Raw genomic sequence first — 18,251 nt, forward strand, 5'->3', positions numbered from 1 at the left:
CGTCATGTCAGAAACCACTGCAGCACCCGCGGGCGAATGGGTGCAATTTGAGGGTTCTCCCTTTCAGTTGCACCAACCGTTTCCGCCCGCCGGTGACCAGCCGCGCGCGATTGAGCAGTTGGTTGAAGGCCTACAGGATGGGCTGACTTACCAGACCCTGTTGGGGGTGACGGGATCGGGCAAGACCTTCACCATGGCCAACGTGATCGCTCGCATGGGGCGACCGGCTATCGTGTTTGCCCACAACAAGACGCTGGCTGCCCAGCTCTACAGCGAGTTCCGTGAGTTCTTTCCCAAGAACGCCGTTGAATATTTCGTCAGCTATTACGACTACTACCAGCCGGAGGCGTACGTCCCACAGCGGGACTTGTTCATTGAAAAGGACAGCGCCATCAACGAGCAAATCGAGCAATTGCGCCTGTCGTGCACGAAGAGTTTGCTCGAGCGGCGGGACGTGGTCATCGTGGCATCGGTTTCAGCCATCTATGGCATTGGCAATCCGAGCGACTATCACCAAATGGTCATGACCCTGCGAATCGGCGACACCCTGGGTCAGCGTGACCTGATTGCGCAGTTGGTGCGGATGCAATACAGCCGCAACGAACTGGAATTCACGCGGGGGCATTTCCGCGTTCGCGGCGACACGGTGGACGTCTTCCCGGCCGAACACTCGGAATTGGCGCTGCGCATCGAGCTGTTCGACGACGAGGTCGAAAGCATGAGTCTTTTCGATCCTTTGACGGGGCGGGTTCAGCAGAAGTTGGCCCGGTTCACGGTGTATCCGAGCAGCCATTACGTGACGCCACGGGAGCGTGTTTTGGCGGCCCTGGAAACCATCAAAGAAGAACTGCGCCAGCGTGTCGGGGAGTTTCTGAAGGACGGCAAATTGGTGGAGGCCCAGCGGATTGAGCAGCGCACCCGGTTTGACATCGAGATGCTTCAGGAAGTCGGGCACTGCAAGGGTATTGAAAACTACACACGGCACCTCAGCGGGGCTGCGCCGGGTGATGCCCCGCCGACGCTCGTGGACTACTTACCGGCTGACGCCTTGATGTTCATCGACGAGAGCCACGTCACCATCGGGCAGTTCGGGGCCATGTACAACGGGGATCGGGCACGCAAAACGACTTTGGTGGAGTATGGATTTCGCCTGCCTTCAGCACTTGATAACCGCCCTCTGAAGTTCGAAGAGTTTGAGCGCAAGATGCGCCAGGCGATCTTTGTTTCGGCAACACCGGCGGACTACGAGAAGCGTCAAGCTGGACAAGTTGTCGAGCAGGTGGTGCGGCCGACGGGGTTGGTCGATCCCGTGGTGCAGGTTCGACCAGCCACTCATCAAGTGGACGACCTGCTCAGCGAGATTCGCAAATGCGTTGACGTGCAGGAACGGGTGCTTGTGACGGTGCTCACCAAGCGCATGGCCGAGCAGTTGACCGATTACTTGCACGAAAACGGCGTCAAAGTTCGCTACCTGCATTCCGATGTGGACACGGTGGAGCGTGTGGAGATCATCCGCGACCTCCGCCTGGGGACCTTCGATGTGCTGGTCGGGATCAATCTCTTGAGGGAAGGCCTTGACATTCCCGAGGTTTCACTGGTGGCCATCCTGGATGCCGATAAAGAAGGCTTTCTGCGCAGTGAGCGCAGTCTGATTCAGACGATTGGGCGGGCGGCCCGCCACCTTCACGGCCAGGCCATTCTGTATGCCGATCGCATGACGGACTCGATGCGACGGGCGCTCCAAGAGACCGAACGTCGTCGCACCAAACAGTTGGCGTTCAATGCGGAGCACGGCATCACGCCGCGCGGTGTTGCCAAACGGGTGCGGGACTTGATTGACGGCGTGGTGTCGGATCGGGGGCGCGATGTCGCGGCAGCGCCTGTGGTCCCAGGCGTCGAGGGCTTGAGTGAAAAAGAACTCGGCCGGCGCATTCAGCAACTTGAGCGCCAGATGCTGGAACACGCCCGCAACCTGGAGTTCGAGCAGGCAGCACGACTGCGGGATCAATTGGCGCAATTCAAAGAGCAAATGTTGGGTGCCAGCAAGAGAGATGCCTAGACTCGCCGCCAGTTTCATAGGGTATCGCTATGGCGGCCATCAGCTTGTTTTGATCCGCTCCTGAAATAGGTGACTAAAATGCTCGACAATTACAAGGGTATGCCCTGATCAAGGGCTCCGTGCCACCGTTTCCTCTGAGGGAGTGACGCCATGCGCCTGACCACCAAAGGTCGATTTGCCGTGACCGCCATGGTTGATTTGGCTTTGCGCGAACACAGCGGGCCGGTTTCCTTGGCGGCTATCGCGCAACGACAGCAAATTTCGCTGTCTTACCTGGAGCAGCTTTTTGGCAAGCTGCGGCGCGCGGACTTGGTGGAGTCGACGCGGGGTCCCGGTGGGGGCTACACCCTTGCGCGCTCGAGCAACACCATCACGGTGGCTGACGTGATTCAAGCCGTGGATGAAGCGCTGGATGCGACGGGCTGCGGTGGCCATGAAAACTGCATGGGTCACGACACGGGGGCATGTTTGACTCACGATTTGTGGACCCGGTTGAACGAGCGCATGCTGGACTTTCTCTCTGGGGTTAGCCTGGGGCAGATCGTCGAAGAGCAGCGCGCCAAAGGCGTGGCGGTCGAAGAAATCCCGGTGAGTTCGATCAAACGGGCTTTCCAGCCGTCGCCGCTGACCAAGCCCATCCGCGTGAACGCCCCCAATTCTGTTTTTGATCTCGGCACGGTGCTGAGCAAGTAAGTTCTCTCATGACTCCTCATTTGCCCATTTATCTGGATTACGGTGCCACCACGCCGGTGGACCCCCGTGTGGTTGACGCCATGATTCCCTGGCTGCGCGAGCATTTTGGTAATGCGGCCTCACGCAGTCACGCTTATGGTTGGGAGGCCGAAGCAGCGATCGAAAAAGCGCGGGAGCAAGTGGCGGCCCTGATTCAGGCCGATCCGCGGGAAATTGTGTGGACCAGTGGGGCAACCGAAAGCAACAATCTGGCGTTGAAGGGCGCTGCTGAGTTCTACAAGACCCGCGGCAACCACATCGTCACCGTGAAGACGGAGCACAAGGCGGTCTTGGACACGTGCCGCGAGTTGGAGCGCCGCGGTTTCGACGTGACCTATCTGGATGTGTTGCCAAACGGCCTGCTGGATTACGAGACCTTCAAGACTGCGGTCAGCAAGCCTGGAACGATCTTGGCGTCCGTTATGGCGGTCAACAACGAAATCGGGGTGATTCAGGACCTGTCGGCCCTGGGCGCGCTGTGCCGACAGTTGGGGGTCATTTTCCATGTGGATGCCGCGCAGGCGACGGGAAAGATGCCCATCGACCTGTCGACCTTGCCGATTGACTTGATGAGTCTGGCTTCCCACAAGAGTTATGGCCCCAAAGGGATCGGCGCTCTTTACGTTCGTCGAAAACCGCGGGTGCGCTTGGAGGCGCAGATGCATGGTGGGGGTCACGAGCGGGGCATGCGCTCGGGTACGCTGCCTACCCATCAAATCGTCGGTATGGGCGAGGCCTTTCGCATTGCGCGGGAGGAGATGGCGACGGAATTGTCGCGCGTGCGGGCTTTGCAGCAGCGATTGCTGGCGGGGTTGGCCTCGATTGAAGAGTCTTACGTCAACGGCGACTTGGAGCGTCGGGTGCCGCACAACATCAACATTTCCTTTAACTATGTGGAAGGGGAGTCGTTGATCATGGGCGTGAAAGAGTTGGCGGTCTCGTCGGGTTCGGCCTGTACCTCTGCCAGCTTGGAACCCAGTTACGTGCTGCGTGCGTTGGGCCGCTCCGATGAGTTGGCTCACTCGTCGCTGCGCATGACGATTGGCCGGTTCACCACCGAAGAAGACATCGATACGGCGGTTCGCTTGCTTCAGGACCGGGTGGCCAAACTGCGCGACCTCTCACCCTTGTGGGAGATGTTCAAGGATGGCGTCGACTTGTCGACCATCCAGTGGGCCGCGCACTGATAGTGGAGAGTTGACATGGCATACAGCGACAAAGTGGTGGATCACTACGAGAACCCCCGCAATGTGGGCAGCTTTGAAAAAGGCGATGCGGCGGTGGGCACCGGTATGGTTGGCGCACCGGCTTGCGGCGACGTCATGAAGCTGCAAATCAAAGTCAATCAGGCGACAGGTCTCATCGAAGACGCACGCTTCAAAACCTATGGCTGTGGTTCGGCGATTGCGAGCAGTTCGTTGGTGACAGAGTGGGTCAAGGGCAAGAGCCTGGACGAAGCACTGTCCATCAAGAACAGCCAGATCGCGGAGGAATTGGCCTTGCCGCCCGTGAAGATTCATTGCTCGATCTTGGCGGAAGATGCCATCAAAGCAGCCGTGGCGGATTACCGGGCCAAAAATACGCAGGAGGCCTGAAATGGCAGTGACCCTGACGGAAGCGGCGGCACGGCATGTCACCAAATACTTGGCGCGTCGCGGCAAGGGCGTGGGGGTGCGCTTGGGTGTCAAAACGACGGGCTGTTCGGGGATGGCTTACAAGCTGGAATACGCCGACGAGGTTTCCCCTGAGGACGTGGTGTTTGAGGATCAGGGCGTCAAAGTCTTGGTGGACCCGAAGAGCCTGGCGTACTTGGATGGAACTGAATTGGATTTCGTTCGAGAGGGCCTTAACGAAGGCTTCAAGTTCCGCAATCCGCAAGAGAAAGACCGCTGCGGTTGCGGTGAATCCTTCCGTGTTTAACCCCTGCAGGGTGTGAAGGCGCGGTGCGAGGCCGCGCTTTTTTCATTTCTTCACTGATTCCGATGCAGCTGTCGAGCAACGACTTCGAACTGTTTGGCCTGCCGGTTCGCTACCAAGTGGAGCGAACCGACTTGGATGCCCGTTGGAAGCGACTGGCCGCTCAGGTTCATCCTGATCGCCATGTGGGGCAGGGTGCGGCGACGCAGGCTCAGGCCATGCAGTGGGCCTTGCGAGTGAATGAAGCCTACCGGCGTTTGCGAGATCCGCTGGCCCGTGGGGCCTACCTGTGTGAGTTGCGTGGGGCGCCGATTCAGGCAGAGAGCAATACCCACATGTGCATGGCCTTCCTCGGCGAACAGATGGAGTGGCGCGAGTGCCTGGACGAGGCGGAGGATGAGGCGGGCATTGATGCGCTTCAGGCCCGTGTACACCGGCGCCAACGCGGCCTGTTCGACACGGTCGCCCGGGAACTGGACAGCCCCGACGGGTGCCCCAACCAGGCGGCTCAGGCGGTACGGTCGCTGATGTTCGTCGCCCGATTCCTAAAAGACATTGAGCGCCGCCGTGACGCGCTCTTTCCCATTTGAAAGCTAGACGCTGAACCATGGCGCTGTTGCAGATTTCTGAGCCCGGCCAATCCCCCGACCCGCACCAGCGTCGAATCGCGGTCGGCATGGATCTGGGTACGACACACTCGTTGGTCGCTGCCGTCCGTCACGGGCACCCGGAATGCCTGCCAGACAGTGAAGGGCGCGTCATCCTTCCCTCCGTTGTTCAATACCTGGGACAAGGGCGGAGGGCGCTGGGATGGGCCGCGGTGACGAATGCAGCCGCTGATCCGGCGAACACGATTGCCTCGGTCAAACGTCTGATGGGTCGGCAGTTGGCGGATGTGACGGAGGCCGTCAAGTTGCCCTATGCCCTGGAGGAAGGGCAAGGCATGGTGGCGGTTCAAACCCGAGAGGGGGCCAAGTCGCCCGTCGAGGTGTCGGCGGAAATATTGGCCACACTTCGTCAGCGTGCTGAGGACAGTTTCGATGACGAGCTTTACGGTGCGGTCATCACCGTTCCCGCTTACTTCGACGATGCCCAGCGGCAAGCCACCAAAGATGCTGCCGAGCTGGCGGGCCTCAAAGTGCTGCGGCTGATCAATGAACCCACGGCAGCGGCAATCGCCTATGGGCTTGACCGCAGCGCAGAGGGTCTATATGCCGTCTATGACCTGGGTGGGGGCACCTTCGATGTGTCGTTGCTGCGATTGACACGCGGCGTCTTTGAGGTGGTTGCCACCGGCGGTGATGCGCGTTTGGGGGGGGATGATTTCGATCAGTTGTTGGCGGATTGGGCGTTGAGCCAAGCGCACCGAACGGCGGTTAGCGCGGCGGATCGTCAACGCGTACGGTCATCGGCACGACAGGCAAAAGAGCGTTTGTCCGAGGTGGAAGCGACTGAGCTTGAGCTGGTTTTGGACTCGGGTGCCGTGGGCTGTGCGGTGTCGCGCGAGCAGTTCGAGGGGCTGACCAAGCCGCTGGTGGATCGCACACTGTCGGTGGTGCGTCGCGTTCTCCGTGATGCTGCGGTGGCGGCCGACGATGTGCAGGGTGTGGTGATGGTTGGTGGATCCACCCGAATGCCCGTCATTCGCGAACGAGTGAGCCAGCTTTTTGGGCGGCCGGTGCTGACGGATCTGAATCCGGATGAGGTGGTGGCGCTTGGCGCAGCAGTTCAGGCCAATGCCTTGGCGGGTAATGCGCCGGATGGGGAATTGCTGCTATTGGATGTAATCCCGCTTTCCTTGGGGCTGGAGACCATGGGGGGGCTGGTCGAGCGCATTGTTGAGCGCAACGCGACCTTGCCGATTGCCAAAGCGCAGGACTTCACGACCTTCAAAGATGGGCAAACCGCCTTGGCGCTCCATGTCGTTCAAGGCGAGCGCGACTTGGTGAGTGAATGTCGCTCGCTGGCCCGTTTCGAACTCCGTGGCATTCCGCCGATGGCGGCCGGCGCGGCGCGCATACGGGTCAGTTTCCAAGTGGATGCGGATGGCCTGCTGTCAGTCTCGGCGCGCGAAATCCTGTCGGGCGTGGAAGCGGCCATCAGTGTTAAGCCCAGCTACGGCCTGAGCGATGAGCAAATTGCGGCCATGCTCCGGGACGGATTTGCCAGTGCGCACGGGGATCGGCAGGCTCGCCAACTCCGCGAAGCGAGGGTAGAGGGGGAGCGTTTGTGCATGGCGACGGAGTCCGCTCTGGCCGTCGACGGCGATTTGGTGCCGGTGCTGGATCGCCAGCACTTGGATGATTTGCTTCGGACTTTGCGCAGCGCCATGGGCCAAGGTGATGCGGTCGCCATTGAGGCCGCCGTGGCGGCCCTTGCCAAGGGCTCTGAAGGTTTTGCGGCGGCTCGAATGAACCGCAGTATTCAATCCGCCTTGGCTGGGCGCTCAGTTGAGGAGATCTAACTCACATGCCCACCATCACCATCCTCCCGCACCCGGAGTACTGCCCAGAAGGCCGCACCGTTCAGGCGCCGCCGGGCACTTCCATCTGCGAGGCGCTCTTGGACCATGGGGTCGAAATTGAGCACGCCTGCGACCAGGTGTGCGCCTGCACGACCTGCCATGTGGTCGTGCGCAAAGGCTTTGCTTCGCTCTCGGAAATGGAAGAGGGTGAAGAGGACATGCTGGACCGCGCCTGGGGCCTAGAGGCCGATTCGCGCTTGGCGTGTCAAGCCATCATTGGGCGCGAGGACTTGACGGTGGAGATCCCCAAGTATTCCATCAACCACGCCAAGGAAAAAAAGGTTTGACGGCCGTGGAGCCTTGGCGCGTTCTGGGTATCGAATCCAGTTGCGATGAAACCGGTGTCGCACTCGTGGAGTGTGCACGGGGTGTGCGGCCGCGCCTTTTGGCCCAGGGATTGCACAGTCAAATCGACATGCACCAAGCCTATGGGGGGGTTGTTCCCGAGTTGGCTTCTCGAGACCACATCCGTCGCGTGGTGCCGCTGACCCGGCAAGTGCTGCGCGACGCCGGGCTGACCCTGCAAGACCTGAACGCCGTCGCGTTCACCCAGGGGCCGGGATTGGCGGGGGCGCTGCTGGTCGGGGCGGGGGCTGCGGTCGCTTTGGCGGCCAGTTTGGGGATCCCGGCATTGCCCGTCCATCACCTGGAGGGTCACCTGCTTTCGCCTTTTTTGTCGGAGGATCCGCCCGAGTTTCCGTTCGTGTGTTTGTTGGTGTCAGGGGGGCACACGCAGTTGATGTGGGTCCGTGACGTGGGCTCCTACGAATTGCTCGGCGAAACCATCGACGATGCGGCGGGAGAGGCATTCGACAAGAGTGCGAAGCTCCTGGGCTTGCCCTATCCCGGCGGGCCGCACTTGTCCCGGTTGGCGGAACAGGGGCGTGCGGATGCCTTTCCGTTACCGAGGCCACTGCTGCACAGCGGGGATTTGAATTTCAGTTTTGCGGGCCTCAAAACTGCGGTGATGACACAGGCCAAAAGGCTCCCCATCGAAGACGCCAGTGCACGGGCTGATTTGGCCGCGTCCACGCAAGCGGCCATCGTGGAGGTGCTGGTGAAGAAGAGCTTGGCCGCACTGAAGCAAACCGGGCTCAAACGCTTGGTGGTGGCAGGCGGAGTGGGGGCCAACGCCAGTCTCCGTGCCCAGTTGAACGAGGCGTGTAGTCGGCGCGCTGTCCGGGTTCACTATCCCGAATTGGGGTTGTGCACCGACAACGGCGCCATGATCGCCCTTGCGGCGGCCATGAACCAGGAGGCGGGGAGGGGTACGCCACTGCCGCCACTCTCTACCGGCAGTTTCGAAATTCGGCCGCGGTGGCCGCTCGAGATGTCCTGATATACTCATAGGCTTCTTCTATTGTGCCAACGTACTGCGTTGGCGTGGTAGGCGATGCTTCGCACGACGGGGGTCGGTTTCACCTCCGCTCGCAAGTTCAACCTGGAAACCGTTCGGTTCGCTCCTGACATCGGAGTGCACGACGGCTTCCGCTCGAAGGAAACATCATGTCCGTCGCTGATATCAACAAGGCCGAAATCGTCAAGGCCAACGCCCGTGCTGCCAACGATACCGGCAGCCCCGAAGTGCAAGTTGCGCTGCTGACCGCCCGCATCAATGAGTTGACGCCGCACTTCAAGGCCAACCCCAAGGATCACCATGGCCGTCGCGGCCTGCTGAAGATGGTCAATTCGCGTAAGCGCCTGCTGGCTTACCTGAAGGATCGTGACAGCGGCCGCTATGTTGAGCTGATCAAGAAGCTCGGCCTGCGCAAGTAATTGCTGCCTGAAAGAGCCTGCCGAAAGCAGGCTCTTTCTTCATCCCCACCGGAGACCACGCAACCCGTGACCGCATGCCATCCCCAAAGTGCTCGTTGGGCATTTTGGGAATGACATGGCGAACGGCTTGTTGAGCCCGGTTTAGACCTTCCACTGGAGTTCCCATGAGCTTGTTCAATAAAGTCACCAAATCCTTCCAATGGGGCCAACACACGGTCACGATGGAAACGGGCGAAATCGCCCGTCAGTCCACCGGTGCTGTGCTGGTCAACATCGACGACACCGTGGTGCTGGCCACCGTCGTGGCGCGCAAAGAGGCGAAACCCGGCCAGGACTTTTTCCCCCTGACGGTCGATTACATCGAGAAGACCTATGCCGCCGGCAAGATCCCCGGTAGTTTCTTCAAGCGTGAGGGTCGCCCGAGCGAGCTCGAGACTCTGACCAGTCGCCTGATCGACCGTCCGATCCGTCCGCTGTTCCCGGAGGGTTTCTTCAATGAAGTTCAGGTGGTGATTCACACCCTGAGCCTGAACCCTGAAGTGCAGGCGGATATCGCCGCCATGATCGCCACCAGTGCCGCTCTGGCGGTTTCTGGCATTCCGTTCAACGGTCCGATCGGCGCTGCCCGCGTCGGTTACGTGAACGGCGAGTACGTGCTGAACCCCGGCAAGACCGAGCTGGCCAACAGCAAGCTGGATTTGGTGGTGGCCGGTACCGAGTCGGCCGTGCTGATGGTCGAGTCGGAAGCCGACCAACTGAGCGAAGAAGTGATGCTGGGCGCTGTGGTGTTCGGTCATGACGCCGGCAAGGTCGCCATCAACGCGATTCATGAATTGGTGCGTGAAGCCGGCAAGCCGACCTGGACCTGGGCCGCTCCCGCCAAGAACGAACCCTTCATTGCCCAAGTGACCGAGCTGGCCGAGCCGCAGCTGCGCGCCGCGTACCAAATTCGCAGCAAACAAGCTCGAACCGAGGCCTGCCGCGCCGCCTACGCCGCGGTTAAAGAGTCCCTCAAAACCGCTGGCACCGAGTTCGACGGCGTCGAAGTGGACAACCTGTTGTTCGAAATCGAAGCCCGGATCGTCCGCAGCCAGATCTTGGCCGGTGAGCCGCGCATTGACGGTCGCGACACCCGCACCGTGCGGCCGATCGAGATCCGCAACAGCGTGCTGCCGCGCACCCACGGTTCTTCTTTGTTCACCCGCGGCGAGACCCAGGCCTTGGTGGCCACCACCTTGGGCACCGACCGTGATGCGCAGTTGATCGACGCCCTGGCGGGAGAGTTCAGCGACCGCTTCATGCTGCACTACAACATGCCCCCCTTTGCCACCGGCGAAACCGGTCGCGTGGGCAGCCCCAAGCGCCGCGAGATCGGTCACGGCCGTCTGGCCAAGCGTGCGCTGATGGCCGTTCTTCCCAGCAAGGAAGAGTTCCCGTACACCTTGCGCGTGGTGTCGGAAATCACCGAGTCCAACGGCTCGTCGTCGATGGCTTCGGTCTGTGGCGGCTGTCTGTCGATGATGGATGCCGGCGTGCCCCTGAAGGCACACGTGGCCGGTATCGCCATGGGCCTGATCAAGGAAGACAACCGGTTTGCCGTCCTGACCGACATCCTGGGTGACGAAGATCACCTGGGTGACATGGACTTCAAGGTGGCCGGCACGACCGGGGGTGTGACGGCGCTGCAAATGGACATCAAGATCCAAGGCATCACCAAAGAGATCATGCAAGTGGCACTGGCGCAGGCCAAGGAAGCCCGCCTGCACATCTTGAGCAAGATGGTGGAAGCCGTCGCGGGCGCCAACACCGAGGTGTCGCAATTCGCACCGCGTCTGTACACCATGAAGATCAATCCCGAGAAGATCCGTGACGTGATCGGCAAGGGCGGTGCCACCATCCGTGCGTTGACGGAAGAAACTGGCACCACGATCGACATTGGCGAAGACGGCACCATCACCATTGCTTCGACCGATGCCGCCAAGGCCGAGTTGGCCAAGAAGCGCATCGAAGACATCACGGCCGAAGCCGTGGTGGGACAGACTTACGAAGGTCCGGTCGTCAAGATCTTGGACTTTGGCGCCCTGGTGCAAATCCTCCCGAACAAGGATGGCTTGGTTCACATCAGCGAAATCGCCCACCAGCGCATCGGCAAGGTGACCGATGTGCTGCAGGAAGGCCAGATCGTTAAGGTCAAGGTGCTGGATACGGACGAGAAGGGCCGCGTCAAGCTCTCGATCAAGGCGTTGCTGGAGCGCCCGGCGGCCGCGCCTGCACAGGAGTAAGACGGCCCATGAAGGGTATTGCCATTCGCCAACCCGGCGGTCCTGAAGTACTCGAAATGATCGAGTGCCCAGAGCCACGGACTGGCGAAGGGGAATGCCTGATCGGTGTGGTGGCATCTGGGCTAAATCGCCCCGATCTGTTGCAACGCCGAGGTCTGTATCCGCCACCACCGGGTTGTAGTTCCTTGCCTGGCTTGGAGGTGGCTGGCCATGTGCTGTCCGGCGACCCAGCGGCGCTGCGCGCCCAAGGATTGGCGGTGGGCGATGCGGTGATGGCTCTGGTTGGTGGCGGTGGTTATGCCGAGCGCTGCGTGGCCTCGGTCAGTCACTGCTTGCCCCTGCCCGCGGGGTGGACCCTGGAGGAGGGGGCGGGTCTTCCGGAGACCTTCTTCACAGTTTGGTCCAACCTGTTTGATCAAGGAAACCTACGCGCCGGTGAAACGCTCTTGATCCATGGGGGATCGAGCGGCATTGGAACCACGGCGATCCAGTTGGCGAAAGCTTTCGGTGCGCACGTTTTGGTCACGGTGGGCAACAAAGAAAAGGCAGCGGCTTGCTGTGCATTGGGTGCGGATGCCGCAATCCTCTACCGTGAAGAGGACTTTGTCTCCGAGGTGTTGGCCCTTACCTCGGGGCGGGGCGCTGACCTCATTCTTGACATGGTGGGCGGGGACTATTTGGGGCGAGATCAGCGCTGTCTCGCGGAAGATGGTCGTATCCAGGTGATTGCCGTACAGGGTGGCACCAAGGCCGAAGTGGATGCGGGCTTGCTGCTGCGCAAGCGTCAACGGATTGCCGGTTCGACGCTGAGACCCCGCGCCAACGCCTTCAAGGCGGCGATTGCCGAGCAGTTGCGGCATCGAGTGTGGCCGTTGTTGGTGACGCGGCAAATCAAGCCCGTCCTGGCTGCGGTCTTTCCCGCCGCGGACGTGGTGAGGGCGCATGAGGCGCTGGAGGCTGGCGCACATGTCGGCAAACTGGTGCTGCGGTGGAATTGAGGAGTGTGAAGATGCGCAAGACCTTGGTGGTCGGCAACTGGAAGATGCACGGTGGTAAGGCATTCGTTGAGTCCTTGCTGAGCGATCTCAAGAGTCTTGGACCGTGGTCGAGTGATGTGGTGGTTTGCCCGCCGCTGCCTTATTTGGCGCAATGCGAACGCCTGCTGAGCGGCAGCCCGATCGCGTGGGGTTCGCAAGACGTGTCGGCGCACAACGGGCAAGGGGCCTACACCGGCGAGGTCTCGGCTACCCTGCTCAAAGAGTTTGGCGCGCGCTATGCCATCGTCGGCCACAGCGAGCGCCGGACGTATCACGCAGAGAACGATCAGCTGGTGGCTGCCAAAGCGAAAGCGGCGCTGGCCCAGGATTTGATTCCGATCGTGTGCGTCGGGGAAACACGGGCGGAACGCGAGGCGGGTCACACCGAGGCCGTGGTTCAGCGCCAGCTCGGCACCCTGATCCGCAATTTGGGTGCGCGAATTGGCGAGGTGGTGGTGGCCTACGAACCCGTTTGGGCCATCGGAACGGGGCTGACGGCGACCCCTGAGCAGGCGCAAGAAGTTCATGCCCGGCTGCGTCAGCAATTGCTGGCGGCGACGCCCGCGGCGGCCCAGGTTCGCATTCTGTATGGCGGTAGCGTCAAACCTGAGAATGCTGCCCAACTGTTCTCCCAGCCCGACATCGACGGGGGGCTGATTGGGGGAGCCGCCCTCAAAGCGGCGGACTTCGACGCCATTTGCCGCGCGGGACACTGATTTACTGAGGATCTCAACATGCAATTTCTACTCAACCTGGTTTTGGCCGTTCAACTGATCAGTGCCGTGGCAATGATCATCTTGGTGCTGATGCAGCACGGCAAAGGCGCAGACATGGGCGCCTCCTTTGGCGCTGGGGCGTCGGGCACGCTTTTTGGTGCGACCGGCAGCGCCAACGTGTTGTCAAAGGCAACGGCCCTGTGTGCCACCCTGTTCTTTGCCTGCACCTTGGTGCTTGCCTACACCGGCACACAACGGCGCGCCAGCTCGGAGGACAAGGGCTCGATCTTGGATGCGGCGCCGGCCGTGGTGGCGTCTGAACCCCAGACGGGCGCGGCGGCTATCCCTGTGGCACCGACGGCTGCATCGACTCCTGCTTCCGCAGCATCGCAATAAGCGATTTTTTCGGTATAGAATGCAAGGCTCTTTACAGCAGGCAATCCTCATGCGCTGTGAAGGGTTAGTAAAGCGGTCGTGGTGAAATTGGTAGACACGCTATCTTGAGGGGGTAGTGGCGAAAGCTGTGCGAGTTCGAGTCTCGCCGACCGCACCAAATTAAGCGTTAACCCAAGGGTTGACCAATCGCAAAGACGGGCGCAGAGCACAAAAAGCCAGGCGCCCGTTTTCGTTTCTAGCGAATAAGATGCTGCGGTTTTGTCTGTAGCAATAAAGACCATGAATTTGGAACAGTACCTCCCTGTCATCCTCTTCATCCTGGTCGGCGCGGCCGTGGGGGTCATCCCCCAAGTTTTGGGTGCGCTCGTCGGGCCCCATCGACCGGATGCGGCCAAGAACTCCCCCTATGAATGTGGCTTCGAGGCTTTTGAAGATGCGCGCATGAAGTTTGATGTGCGCTATTACCTCGTGGCCATTCTGTTCATTCTGTTTGACCTTGAAATCGCCTTCCTCTTTCCCTGGGCCATCACGCTGAAGGAAATTGGTCCCGCGGGCTTCTGGGCCATGATGGTTTTCCTCGCCATCCTCGTCGTGGGTTTTGCCTACGAGTGGAAAAAAGGCGCGCTGGACTGGGAATAAGCAATGGGCATTGAAGGCGTTCTGAAAGAAGGCTTTGTCACCACGTCGGTTGACAAAGTGATGAACTGGTCCAAGACCGGTTCGCTGTGGCCAATGACCTTTGGGCTGGCCTGTTGTGCGGTTGAGATGATGCACGCCGGCGCCGCGCGGTATGACATCGATCGCTTTGGGATGTTGTTCCGCCCCAGTCCACGTCAGTCCGATCTGATGATCGTGGCAGGCACCTTGTGCAACAAAATGGCTCCCGCACTGCGCAAGGTGTACGACCAAATGGCCGAGCCGCGCTGGGTCATCAGTATGGGCTCGTGTGCCAACGGCGGTGGGTACTACCACTACAGCTATTCGGTGGTGCGCGGTTGTGACCGGGTGGTGCCAGTGGACGTGTACGTTCCTGGGTGTCCCCCGACGGCTGAAGCCCTGCTGTACGGCATCCTGCAATTGCAGGCCAAGATTCGGCGCGAAAACACGATTGCCCGCTAAACCTTATGACGACAGCACCTTGTTTGGATCGGCTGGAATCCAGCCTCAAAAATGCGCTCGGTGAGCGGGTCAAGAAGCTCACTCGGGCATTGGGTGAACTGACCGTCGAGGTCTCGGCGGCTGATTACTTCAGCGCAGCGAAGACTTTGCGGGATCACTCCGAACTTCGCTTCGAGCAGCTGATTGACTTGTGTGGGCTGGACTACGCGACGTATGGCGCTAAGCCTTGGGAAGGGCCTCGCTTCTGCGTTGCGAGTCATTTGCTGTCGGTCACCTTGAACCAGCGGGTTCGACTCAAAGTTTTTGCACCCGAGGACGATCTTCCTGTGGTGGCCTCGGTGACGCCGTTGTGGACAGCGGCCAATTGGTTTGAGCGGGAAGCCTTTGATCTCTATGGCATCTTGTTCGAAGGCCATGAAGACTTGCGGCGCATCCTGACGGACTATGGCTTCATTGGCCACCCCATGCGCAAAGACTTCCCGGTTTCTGGTCATGTGGAAATGCGCTACGACGCTGCGCAGCGGCGGGTGATTTACCAACCGGTCACGATCGAACCGCGCGAGAACACGCCCCGCGTCATCCGCGAAGACCACTACGGGGGTCTGTGAGCACCATGTCCGAAATCAAAAACTACACGCTGAACTTTGGTCCGCAGCACCCCGCAGCCCACGGTGTGCTGCGCTTGGTGTTGGAGCTTGATGGCGAGGTCATTCAGCGCGCCGACCCCCACATCGGTCTGCTGCATCGTGCCACTGAGAAGTTGGCGGAGAGCAAGACCTATATCCAGTCGTTGCCCTATATGGATCGACTGGACTACGTTTCGATGATGTGCAATGAGCACGCCTACTGTTTGGCAGTAGAGAAGATGCTCGGGATCGACGTTCCGGTGCGTGCGCAGTACATCCGCGTGATGTTCAGCGAACTGACCCGTTTGCTGAACCACCTGCTGTGGCTCGGTTGTCACGGCCTCGATTGCGGCGCGATGAACATCTTCATCTACGCCTTCCGCGAGCGCGAGGACATCTTCGATATGTACGAAGCGGTTTCTGGGGCGCGCATGCATGCGGCGTACTTCAGACCCGGTGGCGTGTATCGCGATCTGCCGGACACCATGCCGCAGTATCAAGCGAGCAAGGTGCGCAACGCAAAAACGATGGCGCGTTTGAATGACAACCGCCAAGGAACGTTGCTGGATTTCATTGACGACTTTACGAAGCGGTTTCCGGCTTGTGTCGACGACTACGAAACCCTGCTGACGGACAACCGCATTTGGAAGCAGCGCACCGTCGGGATCGGCGTTGTGACGCCCGAGCGCGCGCTGAACCTGGGCTTTACCGGCGCCATGCTGCGGGGTTCGGGCATCGCGTGGGATCTGCGCAAGAACCAACCCTATGACGTGTACGACCGCATGGATTTCGATATCCCGGTCGGTGTGAATGGGGACACCTACGACCGCTATCTGGTTCGGATGGAAGAGATGCGGCAGGCCAATCGCATCATCAAGCAGTGCGTGGACTGGCTGAAGGCCAACCCCGGTCCGGTGATCACAGAAAACCACAAAGTGGCACCCCCGGCGCGCGAATCCATGAAGTCCAACATGGAAGAGTTGATCCACCACTTCAAACTCTTCTCAGAAGGCTTCCGCGTCCCGGCCGGTGAGGCTTACGCGGCCGTTGAGCACCCCAAGGGTGAGTTCGGTATTTACTTCGTGAGTGATGGCGCCAACAAGCCCTATCGCATGAAGATTCGGGCCCCGGGTTTTGCCCATTTGGCCGCCATGGACGAGATGAGTCGCGGTCACATGCTGGCGGACGCGGTGGCCATCATTGGCACCATGGACATCGTGTTCGGCGAGATCGATCGATGAGCAGCTATCAATTGACCGATGCGACGCGCGCCCGTTGGGATCGCGAAGTCGCCAAATACCCTGCAGAACAAAAGCAGTCGGCCGTCATGGCCTGCCTGTCCATCATTCAGCAGGAAGAGGGCCACGTGTCCCGCGAGTCGGAAGAGGCGCTGGCCCAGTACCTGGGAATGGCGCCGATCGCCGTGCACGAGGTCACGTCGTTCTACAACATGTACAACCAGCAGCCGGTGGGCAAGTTCAAGCTGAACGTTTGCACCAACCTGCCTTGTCAGTTACGTGGCGGGCAGCAGGCCTTGCAGCACGTGCTGGACAAGCTGGGTGTCGAAGCCGGTGGTACCACCGCCGATGGCCAGTTCACCGTGCAACAGTGCGAATGCCTGGGGGCTTGTGCCGACGCGCCGGTGATGCTGGTCAACGACCGTCAAATGTGCAGCTACATGAGCCATGAGCGGCTGGATGAGCTGCTGGACGTGCTGAAGAAGGCCTGAGAACCATGCTCGACCTTTCCAAATTTCAAAGCACCGGCGAGCACACCTGCTTTCACGGGCGTCACATCCAGCCACAGATTTACGCCGATTTGAACGGCAAGAACTGGGGCTTGAAGGACTACGAGGCGCGTGGCGGTTATTCAGCGCTGCGAAAAATCCTGGCTGCGGACGGCGGCATGACGCCTGAGCAAGTGATTGCAGAAGTCAAAGCGTCGAGTCTTCGCGGTCGTGGCGGTGCGGGCTTCCCCACGGGTCTGAAGTGGAGTTTCATGCCACGGCAGTTCCCGGGCGCCAAGTACCTGGTCTGCAATTCGGACGAAGGGGAACCGGGGACCTGCAAGGACCGCGATATCCTGATGTACAACCCCCACGCCGTGATCGAAGGCATGGCCATCGCCGCCTATGCGATGGGAATCTCCGTGGGCTACAACTACATCCACGGCGAGATCTTCGAGGTTTATGAGCGCTTTGAGTCCGCCCTGGAAGAGGCTCGCGCAGCGGGTCTGTTGGGTGACAGGATCCTTGGTTCGGCTTTCAGCTTCCAGCTGCACGCTCACCATGGTTTTGGTGCCTACATTTGCGGTGAGGAAACGGCGCTGTTGGAGTCGCTCGAGGGCAAGAAGGGCCAGCCGCGCTTCAAGCCGCCGTTCCCAGCCAGCTTTGGCCTGTACGGTAAACCGACCACCATCAACAACACTGAAACTTTTGCCGCGGTGCCCTGGATCATCCGAAACGGGGGGCCGGCGTACCTCGAGATCGGGAAGCCCAACAACGGGGGCACAAAGATTTTCTCGGTGTCTGGGGATGTGGAGCGACCTGGTAACTACGAAGTTCCGCTGGGGACACCCTTTAGCACCCTCCTGGAGTTGGCGGGTGGCGTGCGCAAGGGCCGCACGCTCAAAGCGGTGATTCCCGGGGGCTCCTCGGCACCGGTGCTGACTGCTGACGTCATGATGCAGTGCACGATGGACTATGACTCGATCGCGAAGGCGGGGTCCATGCTGGGTTCGGGGGCTGTGATCGTGATGGACGACAGTCGGTGCATGGTGGAAAGCCTGTTGCGTCTGTCGTATTTCTATGCGCACGAAAGCTGCGGGCAGTGCACGCCGTGCCGAGAAGGCACAGGGTGGATGCACCGTGTGATCGAACGCATCGCGCACGGTCAAGGTCGCACGGAGGACATTGACCTGCTCAATAGTGTGGCGGACAACATTCAAGGTCGCACGATTTGTGCCCTGGGTGACGCGGCTGCCATGCCGGTCCGAGCGATGCTCAAAAACTTCAAGCACGAGTTCGTGCAGAAGATCGAAGCCGCCAACGTGAAGAAGGCCGCCTGAG

General features: G+C 60.3%; 20 protein-coding genes and 1 tRNA gene. All 21 read left to right on the forward strand.

Annotation, left to right across the window (positions count from 1 at the left end; genetic code table 11):
- Positions 1 to 4: 4 nt before the first annotated feature.
- The 21 genes from uvrB (at position 5) to nuoF (ending at position 18,250) form a co-directional block, all read left to right on the forward strand.
- Positions 5 to 2,059: an excinuclease ABC subunit UvrB gene (gene uvrB, locus I7X43_RS13250; RefSeq protein WP_198101429.1), complete on the forward strand. Its 2,055-nt coding sequence runs from the start codon at positions 5 to 7 to the stop codon at positions 2,057 to 2,059.
- A 150-nt stretch (positions 2,060 to 2,209) separates the two neighbouring features.
- Entirely contained in the window at positions 2,210 to 2,752 is a 543-nt protein-coding gene (locus tag I7X43_RS13255) for an Rrf2 family transcriptional regulator (RefSeq protein ID WP_198101430.1), read from the forward strand.
- An 8-nt stretch (positions 2,753 to 2,760) separates the two neighbouring features.
- Positions 2,761 to 3,978 (forward strand): IscS subfamily cysteine desulfurase, encoded by a 1,218-nt coding sequence (locus tag I7X43_RS13260; RefSeq protein ID WP_198101431.1) that lies wholly within the window; start codon positions 2,761 to 2,763, stop codon positions 3,976 to 3,978.
- 15 nt (positions 3,979 to 3,993) lie between these two features.
- Positions 3,994 to 4,386 (forward strand): Fe-S cluster assembly scaffold IscU, encoded by a 393-nt coding sequence (gene iscU / locus I7X43_RS13265; RefSeq protein WP_198101432.1) that lies wholly within the window; start codon positions 3,994 to 3,996, stop codon positions 4,384 to 4,386.
- Between the two features lies 1 nt (position 4,387).
- On the forward strand, positions 4,388 to 4,711 hold the full coding sequence (gene iscA / locus I7X43_RS13270) for an iron-sulfur cluster assembly protein IscA (RefSeq protein ID WP_198101433.1): 324 nt from the start codon (positions 4,388 to 4,390) through the stop codon (positions 4,709 to 4,711).
- A 62-nt stretch (positions 4,712 to 4,773) separates the two neighbouring features.
- The gene (hscB, locus tag I7X43_RS13275) at positions 4,774 to 5,298 is read left to right on the forward strand and encodes a Fe-S protein assembly co-chaperone HscB (protein WP_198101434.1); all 525 of its coding nucleotides are present in this window, start codon (positions 4,774 to 4,776) and stop codon (positions 5,296 to 5,298) included.
- 17 nt (positions 5,299 to 5,315) lie between these two features.
- A complete protein-coding gene (gene hscA, locus I7X43_RS13280) occupies positions 5,316 to 7,172 on the forward strand; it encodes a Fe-S protein assembly chaperone HscA (RefSeq protein ID WP_198101435.1) in 1,857 nt (618 codons plus the stop codon).
- 5 nt (positions 7,173 to 7,177) lie between these two features.
- Positions 7,178 to 7,519 carry an ISC system 2Fe-2S type ferredoxin gene (fdx, locus tag I7X43_RS13285; RefSeq protein WP_198101436.1) on the forward strand — a complete coding sequence of 114 codons (342 nt, stop codon included), beginning with the start codon at positions 7,178 to 7,180 and terminating at the stop codon, positions 7,517 to 7,519.
- A 5-nt stretch (positions 7,520 to 7,524) separates the two neighbouring features.
- Positions 7,525 to 8,571, forward strand: a complete 1,047-nt coding sequence (gene tsaD, locus I7X43_RS13290) for a tRNA (adenosine(37)-N6)-threonylcarbamoyltransferase complex transferase subunit TsaD (RefSeq protein WP_198101505.1) — start codon at positions 7,525 to 7,527, stop codon at positions 8,569 to 8,571.
- 167 nt (positions 8,572 to 8,738) lie between these two features.
- Positions 8,739 to 9,008, forward strand: coding sequence for a 30S ribosomal protein S15 (gene rpsO, locus I7X43_RS13295; RefSeq protein WP_198101437.1), 270 nt, complete (start codon positions 8,739 to 8,741; stop codon positions 9,006 to 9,008).
- A 164-nt stretch (positions 9,009 to 9,172) separates the two neighbouring features.
- Positions 9,173 to 11,290 (forward strand): polyribonucleotide nucleotidyltransferase, encoded by a 2,118-nt coding sequence (gene pnp, locus I7X43_RS13300; protein ID WP_198101438.1) that lies wholly within the window; start codon positions 9,173 to 9,175, stop codon positions 11,288 to 11,290.
- A gap of 8 nt (positions 11,291 to 11,298) precedes the next feature.
- Positions 11,299 to 12,288, forward strand: coding sequence for an NAD(P)H-quinone oxidoreductase (locus tag I7X43_RS13305; protein WP_198101439.1), 990 nt, complete (start codon positions 11,299 to 11,301; stop codon positions 12,286 to 12,288).
- An 11-nt stretch (positions 12,289 to 12,299) separates the two neighbouring features.
- Positions 12,300 to 13,043, forward strand: a complete 744-nt coding sequence (tpiA, locus tag I7X43_RS13310) for a triose-phosphate isomerase (RefSeq protein ID WP_198101440.1) — start codon at positions 12,300 to 12,302, stop codon at positions 13,041 to 13,043.
- 18 nt (positions 13,044 to 13,061) lie between these two features.
- The gene (secG, locus tag I7X43_RS13315; protein WP_198101441.1) at positions 13,062 to 13,439 is read left to right on the forward strand and encodes a preprotein translocase subunit SecG; all 378 of its coding nucleotides are present in this window, start codon (positions 13,062 to 13,064) and stop codon (positions 13,437 to 13,439) included.
- A gap of 72 nt (positions 13,440 to 13,511) precedes the next feature.
- Positions 13,512 to 13,596 (forward strand) — tRNA-Leu (locus I7X43_RS13320).
- A 122-nt stretch (positions 13,597 to 13,718) separates the two neighbouring features.
- On the forward strand, positions 13,719 to 14,078 hold the full coding sequence (locus I7X43_RS13325) for an NADH-quinone oxidoreductase subunit A (protein ID WP_198101442.1): 360 nt from the start codon (positions 13,719 to 13,721) through the stop codon (positions 14,076 to 14,078).
- Positions 14,079 to 14,081: 3 nt separating this feature from the next.
- Positions 14,082 to 14,558, forward strand: coding sequence for a NuoB/complex I 20 kDa subunit family protein (locus I7X43_RS13330; RefSeq protein WP_198101443.1), 477 nt, complete (start codon positions 14,082 to 14,084; stop codon positions 14,556 to 14,558).
- A gap of 5 nt (positions 14,559 to 14,563) precedes the next feature.
- Positions 14,564 to 15,166, forward strand: a complete 603-nt coding sequence (locus I7X43_RS13335) for an NADH-quinone oxidoreductase subunit C (protein ID WP_198101444.1) — start codon at positions 14,564 to 14,566, stop codon at positions 15,164 to 15,166.
- A gap of 5 nt (positions 15,167 to 15,171) precedes the next feature.
- The gene (locus tag I7X43_RS13340; protein ID WP_198101445.1) at positions 15,172 to 16,425 is read left to right on the forward strand and encodes an NADH-quinone oxidoreductase subunit D; all 1,254 of its coding nucleotides are present in this window, start codon (positions 15,172 to 15,174) and stop codon (positions 16,423 to 16,425) included.
- A complete protein-coding gene (locus I7X43_RS13345) occupies positions 16,422 to 16,913 on the forward strand; it encodes an NADH-quinone oxidoreductase subunit NuoE family protein (RefSeq protein ID WP_198101446.1) in 492 nt (163 codons plus the stop codon). The genes I7X43_RS13340 and I7X43_RS13345 overlap by 4 nt, the downstream gene beginning before the upstream one ends.
- 5 nt (positions 16,914 to 16,918) lie before the next feature.
- Positions 16,919 to 18,250 (forward strand): NADH-quinone oxidoreductase subunit NuoF, encoded by a 1,332-nt coding sequence (gene nuoF / locus I7X43_RS13350; RefSeq protein ID WP_198101447.1) that lies wholly within the window; start codon positions 16,919 to 16,921, stop codon positions 18,248 to 18,250.
- Position 18,251 lies beyond the last annotated feature (1 nt).

The organism is Inhella gelatinilytica (assembly GCF_016093295.1).
GTDB classification, from domain to species: domain Bacteria; phylum Pseudomonadota; class Gammaproteobacteria; order Burkholderiales; family Burkholderiaceae_C; genus Inhella; species Inhella gelatinilytica.